At 53.7% G+C, this 16,536-nt stretch carries 9 protein-coding genes; 4 read left to right on the top strand and 5 right to left on the bottom strand.

Features of this window, described 5'->3' with window-relative positions; all coding sequences use genetic code 11:
* Positions 1 to 229 precede the first annotated feature (229 nt).
* The 3 genes from JIN85_RS01550 (at position 230) to JIN85_RS01540 (ending at position 8,352) form a co-directional block, all read left to right on the top strand.
* A complete protein-coding gene (locus tag JIN85_RS01550) occupies positions 230 to 3,895 on the top strand; it encodes a beta strand repeat-containing protein (protein WP_200266924.1) in 3,666 nt (1,221 codons plus the stop codon).
* A gap of 94 nt (positions 3,896 to 3,989) precedes the next feature.
* Complete coding sequence (locus JIN85_RS01545) at positions 3,990 to 7,580, top strand: hypothetical protein (protein ID WP_200266922.1); 3,591 nt, start codon at positions 3,990 to 3,992, stop codon at positions 7,578 to 7,580.
* A 16-nt stretch (positions 7,581 to 7,596) separates the two neighbouring features.
* Positions 7,597 to 8,352: a hypothetical protein gene (locus JIN85_RS01540; RefSeq protein WP_200266920.1), complete on the top strand. Its 756-nt coding sequence runs from the start codon at positions 7,597 to 7,599 to the stop codon at positions 8,350 to 8,352.
* A gap of 14 nt (positions 8,353 to 8,366) precedes the next feature.
* Here the strand turns inward: JIN85_RS01540 and JIN85_RS01535 are convergent, their stop codons facing one another.
* Together JIN85_RS01535 and JIN85_RS01530 are read right to left on the bottom strand one after the other, a co-directional pair.
* Positions 8,367 to 10,268: a glycoside hydrolase family 97 protein gene (locus tag JIN85_RS01535; RefSeq protein ID WP_200266918.1), complete on the bottom strand. Its 1,902-nt coding sequence runs from the start codon at positions 10,266 to 10,268 to the stop codon at positions 8,367 to 8,369.
* Positions 10,265 to 12,442, bottom strand: coding sequence for an alpha-galactosidase (locus JIN85_RS01530; RefSeq protein ID WP_200266916.1), 2,178 nt, complete (start codon positions 12,440 to 12,442; stop codon positions 10,265 to 10,267). The genes JIN85_RS01535 and JIN85_RS01530 overlap by 4 nt, the downstream gene beginning before the upstream one ends.
* Positions 12,443 to 12,558: 116 nt before the next feature.
* Here JIN85_RS01530 and JIN85_RS01525 point away from each other — a divergent pair, with 116 nt between their 5' ends.
* Positions 12,559 to 13,821 carry a glycoside hydrolase family 99 protein gene (locus JIN85_RS01525; RefSeq protein ID WP_200266914.1) on the top strand — a complete coding sequence of 421 codons (1,263 nt, stop codon included), beginning with the start codon at positions 12,559 to 12,561 and terminating at the stop codon, positions 13,819 to 13,821.
* Position 13,822: 1 nt separating this feature from the next.
* Here the strand turns inward: JIN85_RS01525 and JIN85_RS01520 are convergent, their stop codons facing one another.
* Genes JIN85_RS01520 through JIN85_RS01510 form a run of 3 tightly spaced genes read right to left on the bottom strand, consistent with a single transcriptional unit; the run spans position 13,823 to position 16,511 of the window.
* Positions 13,823 to 14,848 (bottom strand): type III polyketide synthase, encoded by a 1,026-nt coding sequence (locus tag JIN85_RS01520; protein ID WP_200266912.1) that lies wholly within the window; start codon positions 14,846 to 14,848, stop codon positions 13,823 to 13,825.
* 5 nt (positions 14,849 to 14,853) lie between these two features.
* Positions 14,854 to 15,879: an NAD(P)/FAD-dependent oxidoreductase gene (locus tag JIN85_RS01515; RefSeq protein WP_200266910.1), complete on the bottom strand. Its 1,026-nt coding sequence runs from the start codon at positions 15,877 to 15,879 to the stop codon at positions 14,854 to 14,856.
* Complete coding sequence (locus tag JIN85_RS01510; RefSeq protein ID WP_200266908.1) at positions 15,867 to 16,511, bottom strand: class I SAM-dependent methyltransferase; 645 nt, start codon at positions 16,509 to 16,511, stop codon at positions 15,867 to 15,869. The genes JIN85_RS01515 and JIN85_RS01510 overlap by 13 nt, the downstream gene beginning before the upstream one ends.
* Between the last annotated feature and the right edge of the window lie 25 nt (positions 16,512 to 16,536).

Below are 16,536 nucleotides of genomic sequence, written 5' to 3'. Positions count from 1 at the left end.
GGCCGGGAGAAAATCCTTGAGAGGGCCTGGCACGGAGAATAGGGTTCTTCCACTCAAACCCTATTAAATTGAACTAAACCCATCTGTTCCGGTGGAAAATACGGAGCTGATCGTTCATCTAATCCAGAGATCTATTTAGGCTGACCCAGGCCCAAAATATTTCAGATACATTCGGTTCCGGAAGGATCGATTTGATAGTGTTGCAGATCTTTATTGTCGAAAACCCTATATGAAACCCCGAATCAATCTCTTTCAGATCAAGTTTGCCTTTGTTGCAACTGCCGTTTTGGCCATTTCTTCAAGTCTGCCATGTTTGGCGGCCGATATTGAGTGGGTTGGAACCACCGGTTCCTACTCGACTGCGACCAATTGGGACGGAGGGGTCATTCCAGGAGGTGTCGATTACGCCCAAGTCAATAACGGTGGAACGATTGAGATTTCCACAGACTGGAACGTGAAGCAGATCGGTGCCGGTGTGACCGCAGGCGGAACCGGGACCATCAATCTGACGGATCGAAGCCTGGTTCTCGGCACCGGACATAGCTATCTCGGCAGCGGTGGCACTGGAACCATGACCATCAGCGGAAATAGCGTTCTCAACAAAGCGGGTGGCAACAGCAATGATGATGCCCTTGTGATCGGGGAACAAACCGACACCTTGCCATCTGGCTTGGGAACTCTGAACCAGACCGGCGGGAGCATCATCTGTACGCCACAAATCTGGATCGGCCAAGGAACTGGCGGCGGTGGTGTTGCCGGGACTTACAACATCAGTGGCGGAACGTTGGACATTCAAAACTGGCTGGCCGTTGGTCGGGAAGGCGCGATGGGTGTCATCAACATGACAGGCGGAACGATTACCCGGACAGGTAACGGTAGCACCGTGCTTGGAACGGGAGGCGGCACCGGGACCATCAACCAAAGCGGCGGTGTCTATAACAACATCACCAGCCAAACCTGGCTTGGGGAGGGCGGCACGGCGGTCTGGAACCTTTCGGGAACCGGGGAAGCTAATTTCAACATCTTGCGCCTCGGTCAGAACGGAACCTCGAATGGAACGTTCAATCTCGATGGTGGTAAGGTCGCAACCTACCGGGTGGAAAAAGATGCAGCAGCGACTGGATCATTTTTCTTCAACGGCGGGACTCTGACTGCACGAGAAAACGCGCCGGCGTTCATGACCGGATTGACCACCGCTTCGATCAAATCCGGCGGTGCGATCATCGATACGAACAATTACAACGTCACGATCGCCCAACCTTTGTTGGATGGTGATACTTCTGGCACTGGCGATACCCTGACCAAACTTGGCCAAGGGATTCTGCGTCTCACGGGTGCTAATACATTCAACGGCAACATCACAGTCAGTGACGGTGACATGATCGCCGGTGCCCCATCGGCCATGCCGGGCTGGGATGTATCAGGGCGAATTTCGGTGGACGCATTTGGCGTCCTCGGAGCCAGCTTGGGAGATGGTGGTTTCACCCAGGCTCAATTTGAAACGATGCTAAGCAATGCAACCATGACCGAAGGCGCTTCGGTTGCGGTCGATACCCGCCTTGGGGATTACGTCTACACCGGTTCCATCGGCACGCTTCCGAACGCATCGACATGGACGTATTTTGATAAAACGGGTGCCAACACGCTGACCCTTGATGCCACCAATCAGGTGTTCACCGGCACTTACTATGCGCTGGAGGGAACGCTCCTGTTGCAGAATTTGCCTGAGTCTTCGACCAACCCGCTCGGCACGCTGACCACGGCAACGATCGCATTGGAGAACGCGACCAGCCGCACCTTCAGTCCGGACCAAATCACCATTGGCAGCAATTTCTCGTTCCTTGGTGACGGCGATAAGACGATCGTCAGCAATGGTGGATCACTCAACTACTACTCGATCACCAAGGCAGGTTCCGGTGCCTTGAATTTTCCTGCGGAAGGGCTGGACACCACGGCGAATTTCATTTCTTCGGGCGGCGCAATCAATCTCAACGGAGGATCGGTTTCCATCGGTGGTGAATCCCAAATCGCTCAGGGCGTAGGCGCTGTTTCCGTGTTGAACATTGCGGAGGGTGATACTTACACCGCTAATAACTGGCTGGCGATCGGTCGGGGCGGCGGCACGGGTAGTGTCGAAATGACAGGTGGAAATCTGATCAAGCAAGGTGGCGGAAGCGCGTTTGTCGGTGGCCGCGATGGCGGTGCTTCGACCGGGGTTTTCAACCTGAGCGGTGGAACGTTCGCGATCACCAGCGGTGAGCTGTGGATTGGTCAAAACGCCAATAATGCGGATGGTGCCAAGTCACAGGGGACCTTCAATTTGAGCGCGGATGGTGTCGTCACGCTTGATAACTGGTTCGCAGTCGGCCGTGAAGGCGGGATCGGAACTTTCAACATGACCGGTGGCTCCTTCACGAAAACGGGCAACGGCAATCTGGTGCTCGGCACCGGAACCGGTGGATTCGGAACCGTGAATCAAAGTGCCGGAACATTTACCGCGACTGGCGAACTTTGGCTCGGCGAAAGTCCGGGAACCGGTGTTTGGAATCTGTCCGCTAGTGCAGTGCTCGATACCAACATCATCCGATTTGGCCGCAGCGCAGACGGACTTGGAACTGGTGATAACACCTTCAATCTGAACGGCGGAACGGTTAACGCAACCGGGATCGCCCACGACAATGCAGGAGTAGCCACCTTCAATTTCAACGGAGGAACCTTGTTTGCCAAAACCGGTGATACCGAAACCGCAAGTTTCATGACCGCAGTGAATGTTGCTGCGGTGAAAGAAGACGGCGCAATCGTGGATACCAATGGATTTGTGGTAACATTTGATTCTCCACTGACTACAGGTGTCACTGGTTCCGCCGATGGAGGTTTGGCAAAGTTGGGTGAGGGCACCCTGAGATTGACGGGCGCAAACACCTACACCGGTCCAACAGACATCAACGCCGGCACCTTGGTGCTTCGCGCTGGGGGATCTTTGGGAGCGGGACAAGTGACCGTTGCCTCCGGCACAACCTTGCAACTCCGCGAAAGCACCACGCTTGCAGGCAGTGTCCAGGTCGCTGGCACCATGGATGTGCTCCCGGATGCTGCATCCGGAAACATCGCGGTGGGGCAAGGCCTGACTTTCGCCTCCGGCTCGACTGCTAAATACACCTTCGGCGCGAGTCCTTCATTGGCCTCTGCCGTGGTGGTATCGGGCAATGTGAGCCTTGGAAATGCCACATTGGCAGTCACCGGATCCGGGACTTACGAAGCTGGAACGAAGTTCACTTTGATGACCTACTCCGGCACCCTTCAAGGCACCTTTGCTGGATTGGCCGAAGGAGCGAATGTGCAAATTGGCAGCACGACTTTTGAACTGAGTTATGCCGACAGCAAGGCCGTGACCTTGACCGTTCCAGGTGGCACCGAACCAACGGATTATGCCGATTGGTCGACCTCTGCCGGATTGAGCGCCAGCAACAACGGTAGAGATGCTGACCCTGATGGTGATGGCCGCCCGAACTTCATGGAATTCGCGCTGGATGGATCACCGCTCTCCGCCGGCAACGATGGAAAAGTGGTTTCGAAAATTGCCGAAGTCTCAGCTGGTGTGAACGCCCTGACCATCACCCTGCCAGTGAGAGCTGGAGTTACCTTTACCGGTCCAGGAGACTTGGTATCGTCCTCGGTGGATGGCATCAGCTACACCATTCAGGCGTCATCGGATCTGCAGGACTTCACCACCTTGGAGGTGACGGAGGTCACGCCCGCTCTTTCCGATGGCATGCCATCGCTCTCAAGCTCTGACTGGACTTACCGGACATTCACAGTGGCGGGAACTTCCCCCACCGTTCCCAAAGTATTCCTCCGGGTTCTGGTTTCAGACTCCACGTTGGTAGCTCCTTGATGATTTGATGAGGCTCATTCCCCCCTGCGATGTGTGCAAGCGTGTCAACGGGGTGGGTGGGTCGTGACCACATGCCAACGCGAAAGCGCTCCATATGAGATACGCCTGCCGCCCCCAACGATCCACACGCCACCGGCTAGCCCGCGAAAAGGGCTTCGCGCTGATGGTGGTGTTGATGATGATGTCGTTGCTGATTGTTTTGGGAGTGGGATTGCTTTCGCTTTCCACCATTTCAGTTCGATCGGATGGGGCGGCGCGAGCTCAGCAACGAGCTCAGGCCAATGCTCGGTTCTCGCTGATGATGGCGATGGGTGAATTGCAAAATTTACTCGGTCCGGATCAGCGTATCTGTGCAAATGCTTCCGCCATGTTTCCGGCTGCCAAACAGCCCAACTTATTGGGAGTTTGGGAAAGTTGGCGTTGGAACCCTGAAACCGAGTCCAGCCCGGATTACGGCGCAAAAAGCAAACTCTTCAAAGGCTGGCTTGCCTCTGTTGATTCGGTTGAAGATGAACTCAACCTCGAATTGCCACAAGGTGATCTAACCAATCAGACTTGGTTGGTGCGGCCCGACTTGACGGCTGGGACCACCGGGCTTGCTGCCGCCAGAGTGCCGATTGAGAAAGATGGAAAAATTAACGGTTCCTACGCCTGGGCCGTGATTGATGAAAGCCAGAAAGCACCTATCAATTTGCCTGATACCGAGGCGACGACCGATGGTGAAAAAGTGGCGCGCAGAATCTCTCCGGAGCGGGCTTATCCGGAAGGTATCATTAGCAATTTAAATCCCGATCAGATCGGAGATCCCCTGAAGCTGGTCACCCTTCAAACCGCAGCTCTTGCCGCAGCGAATCAAGGCAAACTACTACAAACACACGAGACGGATCTAACTCCATATTCAGTTGGACTTTTGACCGATGTGGTATCGGGCGGATTTAAAACCGATCTGACCCAGCTGTTCGAATCGGATAGCGATTTGACCTCGGTATTCGGCAGAGAAACCCCTTATTTTCAACCGGAGAACGGAGCACCGACCTGGGATTATTTGCGGAATCACTATCAACTTTATCGCAGGACCAATCAGTCAGCAGTCGGGACACCTGAGATCACATTGACGAAAAATGACCTGACCCCATCGACCGTAGGACTCATCACCGCTCCATCCCAAGAGCGGCTGCTGCCGATTATCTCGAAATTGCAGATCATGTTCTCGATGGTGGCTCACAACGCGCGGATTCAGGATCGCGTGAATGTTTACAATAGCAAACCCACTCGGCCGTATCCCAAGGGCAACGCTCAATATGTGGTGCCGATGCTGACCTATGATCCAGTGGTTACGCTCTACAATCCTTACGATGTCGCCCTTGAATTGGATAACCTACGGGTGCGAATTTCGGATCCGCCGATTTTGTTTGGTTTCCAGAAAAATGGTGTCTGGTTGCGCAATGAATTTTCGGCAACTCCCCTGGGAAGTGGTTTTCAGCATTTAGCCCGTTTTCAAATTGCGACTCAGGATACACCCACGGCCCGTCGCTATTTCACCCTGATCCTCGGTGGTGGGACGGCGGATCAATTTGGCGGATCCATTCGTCTGGAGCCTGGCGAATTGAAAGTGTTTTCACCACGGGTGGAGAGCAATTGGACTTGGGGATTTGAGACCGATGCCGGTGACCACTATAATGGTCGTACTTTCTTCGACTGGGATGCCGGGAAGAAATTTGGCAACGAGGACGGCCGCGGGGGAGCCAAGGCAGCCTATGGAGTTGAGAGCGTTCCCGGATGGGATCCGCGAGCCGGCTTCCAGGTCGACCACCTGAGCTATGGTGGCGGCAAGCGCCCTGCTGGAACTCTCTACTCCTGGGAGGCGGATAATTTCCGCAATGACGGCTGGATCGGCGTCTGGGTGGAGGATACCGTCAGTGCCTACGCTACCGCAGGCAAAGCGACCTCAGCTCGGGGACAGCCGGATTTCACCGTTGATCTATTGGCGGGGGAAACCGTTGATCCGAAGTCCGATTATCTGCGTTCCTATCAATTCCGGTTTCAGAACATCGCATCTGAGATCAACGGCGATCTTTCCAATACGGTCGTGCAACGGGATTTCCGCGCTGGTGACCTTTTGCAAGCTGAACGGGACACGAGTCCGGGGGGGAAATCGCCCTTTGCCTTGCTGACGGTGAGCGCCAAGACAACGGTTGATAATGCGAGCTCCATTCCGTGGTTGCATAACAATCCAGTGGTGGAAGGAGCCGCGCAGGACTCATCCGCAGTTGGCAACGCATTGGATGTCTATGATGTTCGGGTAGAACAAACGAGCGACTTTACCTCCTTCCCTGGGATTTCCATTTCTCCTGAAGGCAATCGTGGATATTTCGGCGCAAGCACGACTGCGAACCGCGGCGCCACCAATGTGCCGATGCATCGGGTTCCCGTCTTGCCGGCTGCGAGTCTGGGCGACCTCATTCCGGCGAATCTCGTTTCCAGTCAATTGCCACCACGAGTGATGCACCCGCTTGGGAACTCCAGAGCGCAACCGCTGATCCCATCGGATGGCATCAAGGCGGTGATCGAAGCGGCGCAGGATAATGTGAACTCGACCACACAGAAAACCACGATTCTGGATCATTCGTATCTGTTGAATGATGCGATGTGGGACCACTTCTTCTTTTCGACGATGACCGACTACACCAGCGGCTTGTTGAAAAGTGAAACCCGAGCGGATTTGATGTCGGACTTTTTCGCAGGGTCCGGTCAGCTGTTGAATCAGCGGCTCACTCCGATGATCCAGGGCGAGAGTTCCATGGATGAATTGGTGAACAAACTGGATGCGGAATCGGATCAGGATTTGAGCAAAAGCATTGGCGCGAATTTAGGCATCGCCGGACCATTCAATGTGAATTCGGTTTCCAAGGACGCATGGTTCGCGTTCCTATCATCACTGAAAAATCAAAAAGTTCTCGGCTGGCGGAATGCGGAGTTAGGCTCCGATAATGTCACATCCTACCCGCGCATGAGCCTTTCCATCGCAGGAGACGGAGAAGGCAAGGAAGCAAGTTTGGATGTGGAAGGTCAGCGCCGTTGGGCCGGATTCCGCTCCCTGAGCGATGAGCAGTTGCAGCGTTTGTCAGAGGAAATCGTGAAGCAAATCGAGCTTCGTGGAAGAGAAGATAAGGCTCCATTTCTCTCACTCGGAGAATTTGTGAACCGGCGCATGGGAAGCGCGGAGGGGCTGCATGTCGCAAAAGGATTACTGGAAACAGCAATCGAAAACTCCGAAATCAATCGTGATTTCCAAGCCAAGGATTCGGTCAGCATCACCAATAATTCGGTGCATTCGACAACCGATTTGAATGGCATCCGTTTTCCAGAAGCGCGGGAAGGATACAGTGCTGAAGGCGCACCCTCGATCGTGACTCAAGGCGATCTTCTGATGGCTTTGGCTCCCGTGGTGACGGTTCGTGGCGATACGTTTCGCATTCGCGGTTATGGCGAGGCAAAGGATACTCATGGCAATATCATTGCCTCGGCCCGGTGTGAGGCCGTGGTGCAGCGGATGCCCCAGTTCGTCGAACGCACGGATCTGCCGGATCAATCGGTGGATGATCTGAAATCTGAAATTAATAAGCGCTTCGGTCGGCAATTTGTTTTAGTATCATTCCGATGGCTTGCATCAGACGAGACCTGAAGATCCATTTTGAATCATGAGAATTTATCGAATTATTGGTCCATTGTTGTCGGCGATTGCGGTGCTGATCGCTCCAGTTTGCGCCGCGCAGACAACCGAATCAACCGAGACGGAATCGACCCCGAAAGAGGCGGGGCCAGGCATACATGTCCGCGGGCTTTCGTTTCAACTACCTGCTCAGCTCCCGGAGCTTTATATGCATGATCCTGCCGGTGGTGATGAGGCGGTGGGGGTTAAATTGACTGTAAAGGATTACCTCAACCGGGATTCGGGCACGATTCCGCTCAAAGGGAAGTCGATCATTTTCACCAAGAAGCCAGAGCACCAAAGCATCAAGTCGCCCGCAGATGTTGTCGCATCGCTGACGATCCCGGGGAACCCATCCTCGCTGATTTGCATGTTTGTTCCGGGGACTGGTGCGGCCGGTGCACCGCCATGCCGTGTCTATCCAATCGAGGATGACAAGAAAGGTTTTCCCAAGGGTTCGCTGAAAATTCTGAATCTCAGCCCGCTTCCAGTCCGAATTCAGTTAGAGAAAAAGAATTTCGATTTCAAAGTTGGAGAAATCAAGGTCATCTCCGATCCACCTGTGGGACCTAGCAATTCTTCCGGAATGGTTGCCTACCGATTCGAGAATGGTCAGTGGCAAAAAATCGCGTCCGGTATTTGGCCGAACCCGGGCACCGTCCGCGTTCTGCAAATTCTTTTCAAAAGCCCGTCGTCCGGACAGATCGAGCTGATGGGGATTCGTGATATTGCGGTTCCGAATTAATCATTGCCAAAGCCTCATTCTGGATTTGAAAGCCAGATGAGAATCCCTCCCTTGGCTGGAATGACATGGCTTATTTCTGGATCACCGTTCAGTGGGGTTGAGGACAAGTCATCCAACGGGTTCGACCCTTCGGCGATCAGAAATGCTTTTTGGAATGGCGCGAATTCACTTGGATGCAGAGTGATCTCTTCATCTTTGCTTTGACCGTTGATGCCAGCAATGAACCAGGATTTTCCGGCCCGTCTGGCAACTACGACCAATTCCCCAGGTCTGGCGATCAGATAGCGGGTTTCATCCCACGCCGCTCGGATCGACCGTAGGGCATCTTGCGCTGGAGCTGGGAACTTTTCGTAGATTTTCGGATCGTCTGCGAAGTGGACAATTCCACTGTTGAAGATGAACGCGGTGGCCAATTCGTGAGCGGCGCTGTTTTGCCGGGCATAACCTTTTTTGCCCAATCCGAGCGGGGTGTAATCCATGGGCCCCATGACATTTCTCGTGAAGGGGAGGATGGCATTAAGCTCTGCGGATTTCTCGGGATAGCGTTCATCGAACATGTAGGACTCAGTGCCCAGCACTGCTTCAGCAGAGATGAGATTCGGAAACGTTCGCTGCCATCCCCGGGTTAGAGGGCAGCCGTGGAGGTCCACAAGAAGATGACGAGTTGCCGCTTCGCGCAGCGTTGACTGGATCGCTTCCATGGTTTCTTGCCGATCGGAGCACCAAAAATCGATTTTGATACCAGCGACTCCCATTTGCTTGAACTCGTCCAATTTCGCGGCGCGCTTTTTCGGGTCATAAAAATCATTGGCGTGTGTCCATGCCAGCAAGCCAATGCCTTTTTGCTCGGCGGCGAATCTCATCTTGGCCATGTCCGTTTGCCACCAACCCGCGTCTAACAAGGTGTATTCCCAAGCGAAGTGCTCGGCTCCATCGAGATAGTGCTGATAGATCTGAGAGGTGGCGGTTTGATCTAGTGAGTCGGGGTGCGCCCACCAACTCCATGATGCACGACCAGGGCGAATCCAGGAAACGTCATCGATCTCGCATGCTGGCGCAAGGTCGGTCACCAGTGTGGAATTGGCAATTCCAGCAGCAGAATCTGCGAGCGCAATCACTCTCCATGGCATCGTCCAGGGCAGTTGATGTTGCGGCAGCGCAGATGGTGGGAAATCGACTCCCTGGGTGCGTTCATCCGGAAACGGAAACTCGATATGATAAATCCCGCCTTGCGAATCCGATGCCAAGTGGCATCCCGGGTAATTCTCAGTGGTTGCACTTTCAGTCAGTAAGATCCATTTGCCGGTCGGGAGTTCGAATAAGGCCGGAAAATACCAGCCGCGCGTTTTGCCACCGCGTGAATCAGGTGGTGCTGAACCCGGTTGCGTTTTGAAATAGTAATCCTCATAAGCCGGACTGGTATCGGAACTATTGTTATAAGGTGAGATCCATCCATGCGCTTGCTCAGAGATTTTAAAACCCGTCGACTCGGATTGAATGGTCCGTGGTGACCCGGTTTGTTGATCAAATCGATATCGGAAAGCCACGCCTTCATTCCCTGCATCCAGATCGATGAACAAGGATTGCGAGTTGGCATTTTCCAGTTTGATGCTGAGTCGACGGTGTTCCTGATGAACACTTCGCTGGTTGCCCGAGATGAGTGTGTAGTTCTCGGTTTGTATGGAAGGATCACTAACCGAAAGCAAGCGAAGTTGTTTGGTGAAATCACCATCGCTGGTGATCAGACCAAGGGGTGATTCGTCAATGATCGAAATGCCATCACGCTCCACCGTGTAGTGGATTTCGCCTGTCTCCGTAATTTCAAGAGAGATGCGGTTTCGACTGTCCGGTGAGGAAAGGGGAATCGTTTTTCCTTCCGCTAGCCCGATTGCCAGTAGGACTGAAAGCCATTTCATTTCGCTGCCTCCAGTTGAAGGATCACGCTGCTCCGGTCGGCATTGACCTTCGGGTTGTAGCCGACGGTCATCAGATAGTCGCCGGAGAATTGATTCGCCGATGGGTCCAATGCCGATGACTTCCCTGGATACAGGTTGATCTCGGTGATTTGATAAGTCGCTTCAGGATTCAGTCCCTTGAGTTTGATGGCGCGATCGCTGCCTTTCTGATAGCGGTTGTTCACCAAATAGTTGAACCAAATAGCCCGGTCTTTTCCCGGACTGACATAGCTGAGCGACGCAAAGTCATTTTCGTAGGGGGAAGCGAGACGATACAAATCGCCATGCCAGATGACGTCTTTGATTTTTGCGTAAGTGGCCAGTGCCTCTTGACTGAATTTGAGATCATCTGGAGACATCTCTGAGACAACGATGTCGTAGCCGAGCTTGCCCATCATGGCGACATCGGTGCGATACTTTAGCGGCTGCTTGCCCCATTCGGTGATGTGGGCACAGGTGGCGATGGAGGGGAAGAAGTAGGAGTAATTCCATTGCAGGAACACCCGTTCCAATGCGTCGGTATTGTCGCTGGGCCAGAACTCGGTGAAGTCGTTTAGCGCACCGTAGTCCACGCGGCCACCTCCCCCAGAGCAAAGCATCATGGGAATATCAGGGTGCTTTTTGCGAAGATCGCTCGTGATTTCATAGAAGCCGTTGACGAAATCGACATAGAAATTTCCCTGATGCTTGAGCGTGGGCGACCATGCGTTGTAAATCACGGCATTGCAGTCCCACTTGATGTAAGCGATGTCGGGATGCTCGGTTAGAAGTTGATCCACGGTGTCGTGCACAAACTTGCGAACTTCTGGATTCGATAAATCCAGAACCAATTGATTGCGGAAATAGTAGGGTACCCGATTCGGTAGCATGACCACCCAGTCCGGGTGATTTTCGAATAGTTCACTCTTCGGGTTCACCATTTCGGGTTCGATCCAGATGCCGAACTTGATTCCGGCTTCGGCCGATTTCTGAATCAGGTTTCCGATGCCGTTCGGGATTTTTTTCTGGTTTTCCTGCCAGTCCCCCAAACCGGCATTGTCGCCATTTCTAGGGTATTTGTTGCCGAACCAACCGTCATCTAACAGGAATAAATCGACTCCAAGTTTTTTGCCATCGGCGAACAGATCCTCTAATTTCTTTTCATCGAAATCGAAATAAGTCGCTTCCCAATTATTGAGCAGTGTCAGGCGGTTTCCTTCTCCATGCGGAATCCGATGTTTCCTCGCCCATTGATGGAGATTGCGGCTGGCGAGCCCTTTGCCTTCGGACGAATAGGTGTAGATGAATGATGGGGTTTTGAAATCAACTCCGGGATCGAGCACATACTCGGATGCATAAGGGTTGATCCCGGCGATGAGCCTTAATTCGCCCAGTGGATCGACTTCGAAATCCATTTTGAAATTTCCCGTCCACGCCAGTGTGCCAGCGATGACTTCTCCTGTATCCTCTGCGGCTGGCTGGTTTAGAGAAATCAGAAATGATGGGGGCTGGAATAGGTCGGCCCGGGTGCCCAGTTTGGAATCGAGCACCTTGATGCCGGCGGTCAGCTTGGATTCCTGAGGCTGCATTTCCTTTGCCCAGTCGCCATGGAATTGGGTTAGATAATAATTCGCCGCAGAAATGGTAAGATTCGCCGATGCATATTTCTCCAGTTTCACCGAGGATGGCTCATCATGATGAATGACGCTCCATTGCTCGATTAGGTCCTCGTCCTGATAGGCTTTGTAAAACAGCGTGACTTGGAATGGATAGGCCGGGTCCTTCAGATGAATTTCTGTGGTGATGGTATCTGGCCCTTGGATGCTCTCATGGCTGACATACCGGAGATCGAGAGACGGGTTGCCATCGGCATGGATCGCCTGAATGGCTGGCTCCAGAAGATTGCGCGAACCAGCCGGGGTGTAAGCGGAGTTGTAGAGGCCGGTGTAATCTTCCGTGGATCGCGGTTGATCCGGGAGTTTTGCGTATTCTTCCTGATGGGCCAGGCGTTTGCCGAAGTGGACGATTCTTGGATTTTGCCCGTCGTTGATTCTTACGACGAGGGCTGTGGAGCGGGTGGTGATGGCGATGTCCTCAGCGGTTGAAATCAACTGCATGGCGAAAAACGCAGACGTCGTCAGGGTGGCAACTCTCATAGATGGGTTTTGATAGTTTGATAGGTCACGGGCGCGTAGCATCCAGGATGGCGATTCATACGGGATGCAGATGGTTGAAACTTGCAGCAATTCTTTATCTTGCCGGTTCTTGCTCCATGATAGCGAGAGAAGCCGTTGCTGATTCGTGGCAGCTTGCCATCCAGCGGCTTCATCCGATTCCTAACCCGTCATCCGTAAATCATCCTGATATCCACGGGAAAGTGATCGCCGGTTATCAGGGCTGGTTCGGCGCGAAGGGCGATGGCTCAGGATTAGGCTGGCGGCATTATGGAGGTGGTGACCTTGGACCCGGCAATTGCACTTTTGAAATGTGGCCCTCTACGACGGAAATGGGAGATCAGGAGAAATATCCGACGCCGTTCCGATATGAAGATGGCTCGGTTGCTCATTTATTTTCCTCATATCATCCGGATACGGTGGATCGACATTTCGCCTGGATGCAGGAATACGGCATCGATGGAGTCATGCTTCAGCGATTTGGAACGAATTTGCGAAGTCCGCAGGATTTCGATTTCTGCACTGCGGTGATGGATCATGTCCGCACAGCGGCTGTGAAACATGGCCGATCCTGGGCAGTGATGTACGACTTATCAGGGATGAATGCATCCGAAGTGGTGCCGCTCATTGAGCAGGATTGGCAGCGTTTGTTAGAACATGCCAAAGTGACAGATGACCCTGGCTATCTTCATGATCATGGCAAGCCGTTGATTGCACTCTGGGGTGTTGGATTTTCCGATGGCAGAGATTACGGTCTGAAAGAGTGCGCGAAGTTGATCGATGATTTGAAAAGCGACCCGATATTCGGCGGAAATGCGATCATGCTGGGTGTTCCGTATTTCTGGCGCGATGGAAATCGAGATGCGGTTTCGGATTCTGAATTGAAAGAAGTTCTAGCAAAAGCAGACATCATCAGCCCTTGGGCAGTTGGGAGATATCGGGGATCAGCTGAAGTCAGCAAAGTGCTGCCAGATCGGATCGGGGGTGATCTGAAATGGTGCGCAAAGTCGGGATGTGACTACCTGCCGGTGATTTTTCCCGGTTTCAGTTGGCATAACTTGCAGAAAAGTCATGGCCAGAAAGCCGAGCTGAATGCCATCGATCGCGAGTCCGGGAAGTTTCTCTGGCAACAGGCTGTGGAAGCAAAGCGCAGCGGAGCAGATATGCTTTATGTGGCGATGTTTGATGAGGTGGATGAAGGCACTGCCATTTTCAAAGTCAGTGCGCATACTCCTGTGGGAGATAGCCCGTTTGTGAGTTATGGTGATCTACCGGAAGATCATTACCTATGGTTAACGGGTGAGATTGGAAAGATGCTGCGTGGTGAAATTCCGGTGAACGATGATATGCCAGCTCGTTGATCTAACGGGATAGCTCGCAGGCATGCGCCGCAAAACCGGCGCCGAATGCAGTTAGCCAAAGCTGTTGATCGCCCGGACGTTGTTGCTGCAGCCGCTTTTCGAGCGCGAACAGAATGCACGGACTGCTCATGTTGCCGTAGGTTTTGAGCACCTCGCGACTTTCTGTTAGAGCGTATGGGAGGACCGCCTCCAAGGCGTCTAGCACATCGCGCCCGCCGGTATGGGCGAGGACCTGATCCGGATCCGATGAGCGTTTTTTGAAAAGCTCAGAGACCGCATCTGCAGCGAGCGCCGGCACGGTCCGGTGCAGTTGGTTTTTCAATTTTCCCGCAGAGTTGATGAATCGGATTTTCTCCCGTTGTTCCGGCCGGTGCAAGGTGGTGAAATTCTCAGCCTTCCAATCCCCCGGCTTGCCCTCTCCGCTCCAGATGGCAGCGGCTGCTCCATCACCGAACAGGCAGAGGCTGATCAGCACGCTCGGGTCATCATCGACAAAGAAGGCAGCGGAGCAAACTTCGACGGCCACTGTGGCAACGATCGCATCAGGATTCGCCGCGAGGTAACCTTGCGCGGCCCGCATGGTCGGAATGGCGGCTCCGCATCCCAGCCCTACCAGATCGGCCAGATAAATATCGGGCCGCATGCCGAGGATTTCCGCGATGTAACTGCTGACGCCCGGACAAAGATAGCCGGTGCAGGTGCAAACAAACAACGCGTCGATCTCTTCCGCCACGAGCCCGGCCTTTTCCAAGGCATCTGTCAGCGCGGACGCGGCGAGCGGTGGTGCTTCGCGTTCGAAGTCGCGGTTCAGTTGTTCCGCATCGTAGTCAAAGACGCTTTCGAGCGTATCCAGGGCAAGGAAGCGAGTGGAAATGCCGGAGGTTTTGCTGGTGAGAATTTTTCCGAGCAAGAGCTTCGATCGCGGATTCAGTTCATCCACGAGAGGATTATTTTTGAGAGCCTCCCAACAGGATTCCTGGGTGTAAGAGCGGGTTGGAACCCGGGTGGCAATGGAGCGGAGATACATGCAGATCAGCGGATAAGGGAAAGAATGGGGCGGACGGGGAGAGCGCGGCAGCCCGCAAGTGCGCGTAGCAAGGTGCGACCGGATTTTTTGAGTAAGAAGGGATGCAGCAGGCGTGCCGATTGCAGCCGAAGGGAAAATTGAGAACGCAGGGCGGCCTTGATTTCGGATACGGTTGTCGCCCAAGGGATCTTGCCGTCATGCCATTGGACGAGCGGGGAAATCGCTGCTTCCGCGGCCTGGAATGCCATCGACATGCCATTGCCCGTGAATGGCGGGATGATGCTTTCGGCATCACCCAGACAAAGCAAACCCGGGATTTCAGGTTGTCGGCCAAGTGAAAATCCGGCCACGGCTGTGAATGAATCATCCCGCCAAATCGCATTCCTAATGTCGGTCGCTAGACGGGTATTTCCGCCAGCTTCCAAATAGGCGGAGAGGAGGTCCGGACCTTTGGCGCGAATGGAGCGATCAATGCGAAATAACCCACATGCATTTACCCAACCGTCTTCGACTTCGGCGAGGCCAAGGTAGCCGTTTGCACCGAGATGCATTTCCAAATCGCTGGCTTTTTTGATGCCTTTCACATGCGCCTTGAGTCCTATCCAAGGGCCGTCGCAGGGCCGTCTTCCGGCGGCCCAAATGTGGCCATCGAAGGGGGCGGGCTTGGAGCGGTGACCGGTTTGCAATGCGCAGCCGATTTGCTGGGCCATCGTTGCAAGCTGGTAATCAAGGTGATGGCGAGAAATGCCGAGCGCAGGTTGATCGAGTTGACCCTGATGAAATTCCCGACCTTGTTGCCACCAGGAAAATGACCGATGTCGTCGGCATTCGGAAAATGCATGGGCGATCCCAAGATTTTCCAGAGTTTCATCGGCAACGCCCGAGATGAATTCCCCGCACACCCGGTGGCGTGGGTAACTTCCGGATTCGAAAATCCTGACTGGCAGGTCACGCCTACGAAGCGCGATCGCCAGCGAGAGACCGGCCAAGCCTCCCCCAGAAATGGTGATGGAACGTGTCAAATCCGACATCCTACGACACGGCGCGATCCACGCCAGTTAGATTGTTCACGGATTTTCCAAACAGATGGGTTGAGCCCTAAAAACTCAGCAATTTCGCCCGCAGAGAAGCCGGCATCGATGCTTACGTGGAGGTCGTGTTTCGTGACCCGATTGATGCACGGATGCAGCAGGCGACCGTGAAAATGTGGCAGCCGGGCGCGATCCGGTTCGCAAAACAATAAAGTGCTGAACTGGGCGGCAATCGTTCCGATTTGCTGAAGTGCGTCCTTTTCGAAATGATGCAGGAACAAATTCGCGATCAGGACGTCACCCTGAATGGATGATAAGTCATCGAAGATGTCGGTTTGGTGCCATTTCAGATTGGTAGGCAGAGTCTCAGGGGGCGGGGAAAGATCCCAAGCGTGGAGTTGAGATGCTGGAAAGTGGTGGGCGATTTGCCGGGACAGATGCCCATCTCCAGCTCCTAGTTCGGTGATGGTTGAGGCGGGTGCCGTGGCGAGATGGCGCAGGTTTTTCAAGACCCAGCGTTCATTTCCCATCAGGAAATTGATTCTTCGAAGATCCCGTCGACTCCTCACCGCTTCCGGATCGTTGGCGGGAAGTCGATCGAGTATCTCTGGAACCACAGAACGTTGCTGCACTTGGCACAGGTTACGGGATTCTCAT

This window comes from Luteolibacter pohnpeiensis (genome assembly GCF_016595435.1).
GTDB lineage: Bacteria > Verrucomicrobiota > Verrucomicrobiia > Verrucomicrobiales > Akkermansiaceae > Luteolibacter > Luteolibacter pohnpeiensis.
Note: the sequence above shows the minus strand (reverse complement) of the source record. Positions and strands in the feature narration are given on the sequence as shown.